At 63.3% G+C, this 2,895-nt stretch carries 3 protein-coding genes and 1 pseudogene; all 4 read left to right on the forward strand.

Translation table 11 applies throughout. The features are described from left to right. Window positions 1–510, forward strand: a pseudogene (locus PHE40_RS05735) (adenylosuccinate lyase); the annotation flags it as partial. Between the two features lie 11 nt (window positions 511–521). Next, window positions 522–1,208, forward strand: coding sequence for an NRDE family protein (locus PHE40_RS05740; protein ID WP_299959295.1), 687 nt, complete (start codon window positions 522–524; stop codon window positions 1,206–1,208). 77 nt (window positions 1,209–1,285) lie between these two features. Then, window positions 1,286–1,462 (forward strand): DUF3311 domain-containing protein, encoded by a 177-nt coding sequence (locus tag PHE40_RS05745; protein WP_299959348.1) that lies wholly within the window; start codon window positions 1,286–1,288, stop codon window positions 1,460–1,462. Further along, window positions 1,462–2,895 (forward strand): monocarboxylate uptake permease MctP (gene mctP, locus PHE40_RS05750; protein WP_299959297.1); only part of this gene is annotated, 1,434 nt, incomplete at its 3' end. The genes PHE40_RS05745 and mctP, both read left to right, overlap by 1 nt.

The following is a 2,895-nucleotide window of genomic DNA, read 5'->3' on the forward strand; positions in this document are numbered from 1 at the left end:
CATAAGCGCAATCCGGTGCTCTCGGAGAATTTATGCGGCCTGGCGCGGCTGGTGCGCGCGGCGGTGGTGCCCGCGATGGAGAATGTGGCGCTGTGGCATGAGCGCGATATCAGCCACTCCTCGGTCGAGCGCGGGATTGGGCCGGATGCGACGGTGACGCTGGATTTCGCGCTCAGCCGGCTGGCGGGGATGATGGATAAGCTGACGATCTACCCCGAGCGGATGCGCGAGAACATGGACAGCTTGGGCGGGGTTGTGCACTCCGGCGAGGTGCTGCTGGCGCTGACCAAGGCGGGAATTTTGCGCGAGGACGCCTATAAGATCGTGCAGCGCAACGCGATGGCGACGTGGACGAAGCTGGGGCAGCCGGATGCGCGCGATTTCCGCGCCAATTTGCTGGCGGATGAAGAGGTCGCCGGGCGGGTGAGCGAAGCGCAGATTGACGCGGCGATGGCCTCGGAGATGCATCTGGAGCAGGTGGATGTGATCTTCAAGCGCGTGTTTGGATAGAGATTTTTCGCGTGTGCTCCATCATTCTGCGGATTGGCGCGCAAGGCGTGTTCATTGGCGCCAACCGCGATGAAATGGTGGAGCGCGCGTGGGAGCCGCCGGGGGAGTTCTGGCCGGGGGTGATCGCCGGGCGGGATAGACTCGCGGGCGGCACCTGGCTGGGGATGAACCGGCATGGCGTGGCGGCGGCGGTGCTGAACCGCACCGGCACGCTGGGGCCAGCGGCGGGCAAACGCAGCCGGGGGGAATTGCCGCTGCTGGCGCTGCGGGAGAGTTCGGCCGAGGCGGCGGCGCGGGTTTTGGCCGGGCTGGATGCGGGGGCGTACCGGCCGTTCAACCTGGTGGTGGCGAATGCCGCGGGCGCGTTTTTGCTGCGCGGGCTGGGTGCGGAAAAGCCAGATGTGGCGCGGCTGGGCGAGGGGGTGAGCATGATCACCTCCGGCGAGCCCAATGATGCGGCGCATCCACGGATTGCCCGGCATCTGCCGCGCTTTGCGGCGGCGGCGTTTGAGGATTGGGCGGCGCTGCTGGCGGACGCCACCGGGCCATGGGAGAGCGCGCTGAATATTCCTGAGAAGGATGGGTTCGCCACGGTGTGTTCATCGTTGATCGCCCTGCCCTGCCCGCCCGGCAAAGCGCAATGGCGGTTCGCGGCGGGGCGGCCGGATGTGGCGGCGTTTGTCGCGCTCGCCTTGTAAATTTTTTGGCCGGGGCCGCACAATGCGTTACCCTGTTCTACCTGGCGGAATGCCGGGACTCAGAGGAGCAAAACGTGATAAAAATTCTGTTGCTTTTGGTGTTTGTAATGGTGCTGGCGGTGCCGTTTTATAATCATGCCGCGCCCGCGCTGTTCGGGTTTCCGTTTTTCTACTGGTTTCAGATCGCGCTGGTGCCGGTGGCCTCGCTGCTGATTTATATCGTCTACCGGGTTGAGCACGGGGGAGAGAAATAATGACCTATCCCGCAGCGACCCTTGTGTTTCTGGCGCTGATCGCCGTGGTGATCGTGCTGGGGTTCACCGCCGCGCGGTGGAATGCCGGGAATTTGGAGCATATCGAGGAATGGGGGTTGGGCGGGCGGCGCTTTGGCACCTGGGTTTCGTGGTTTCTGATCGGCGGAGATGCGTATACGGCCTATACTTTCATTGCGATTCCGGCGCTGATGTTCGGCGCCGGGGCGATCGGGTTTTTCGCAATGCCGTATACCGTGCTGATCTATCCGATTTTATACTTGGTGTTTCCGAAACTTTGGAAAGTTGCTCATAAATACGGGTATATCACCGGGCCGGAGTTTGTTCGCGGGCGCTATGGCAACAAGCATCTGGCGTTGGCGATCGGGCTGACGGGGATATTCGCCACCATGCCCTATATCGCGCTGCAACTCATCGGCATGCAGACGGTGATCGGCGCGCTGGGAATTCCCGGGCATGTGCCGTTGATTTTGGCGTTCACGGTGCTGGCGGCATTCACCTATACCTCCGGGTTGCGCGCGCCGGCGATGATCGCGATTGTAAAGGATCTGCTGATTTATCTGACCGTGATTGTCGCGGTGATTGTGATACCGGCGGAACTTGGCGGATTTGGCGCGATATTCGCCAAGATTGCGCCCGCCAAGCTGCTGCTGGCGGCGCCGCCCGCGGGCAGCACCGGGGCCTATAGCGGCTATGCGACCTTGGCGCTGGGCTCGGCGATGGCGCTGTTTTTGTATCCGCACACCACGACGGGGATTCTCAGCTCCTCGGGGCCGCAGGTGATCCGGCGCAATGCGGTGCTGCTGCCGGCGTACTCGGTGATGCTCGGGCTGCTGGCGCTGGTGGGGTATATGGCGGTGGCTTCCGGGGTGAAGGACATGCCGCAATTTGCCGCCGGGTTTAAGCAATATGGCACCAGCTTCGCGGTGCCGGCGCTGGTGCTGGAGGCGTTCCCCGGCTGGTTCGCGGGCGTGGCGTTTGGCGCGATCGCGATCGGCGCGCTGGTGCCTGCCGCGATCATGGCCATCGCCTCGGCGAATATCTTCACCCGCGATATTTATTCGCAGTTCATGCCGGGGAGTGTTGCAAGCGGGGAAGCCAAGGTGGCAAAGCTCTTCTCGCTGGTGATGGTGGCGGGGGCGCTGGTGTTTATTCTGGTGATCCCCACCACCTACGCGGTGCAGCTGCAACTGCTGGGGGGGATGTGGATCATCCAGACGTTTCCGGCGGTCGTGTTCTCGGTGTTCACGCGGTTTTTCAACGGCTGGGCGTTGCTGGCGGGGTGGGCCGCGGGGATCATCAGCGCGACCTGGCTGGTGGCGCTGAACCATTTCGCGGGGTCGATCTGGGCGTTTCATGTGCTCGGCTTTGCGCTGCCCAGCTATATCGCGCTGGCGACGGTGCTGCTGAATGCG

This window comes from Acidocella sp., assembly GCF_028687955.1.
Classification (GTDB): domain Bacteria; phylum Pseudomonadota; class Alphaproteobacteria; order Acetobacterales; family Acetobacteraceae; genus Acidocella.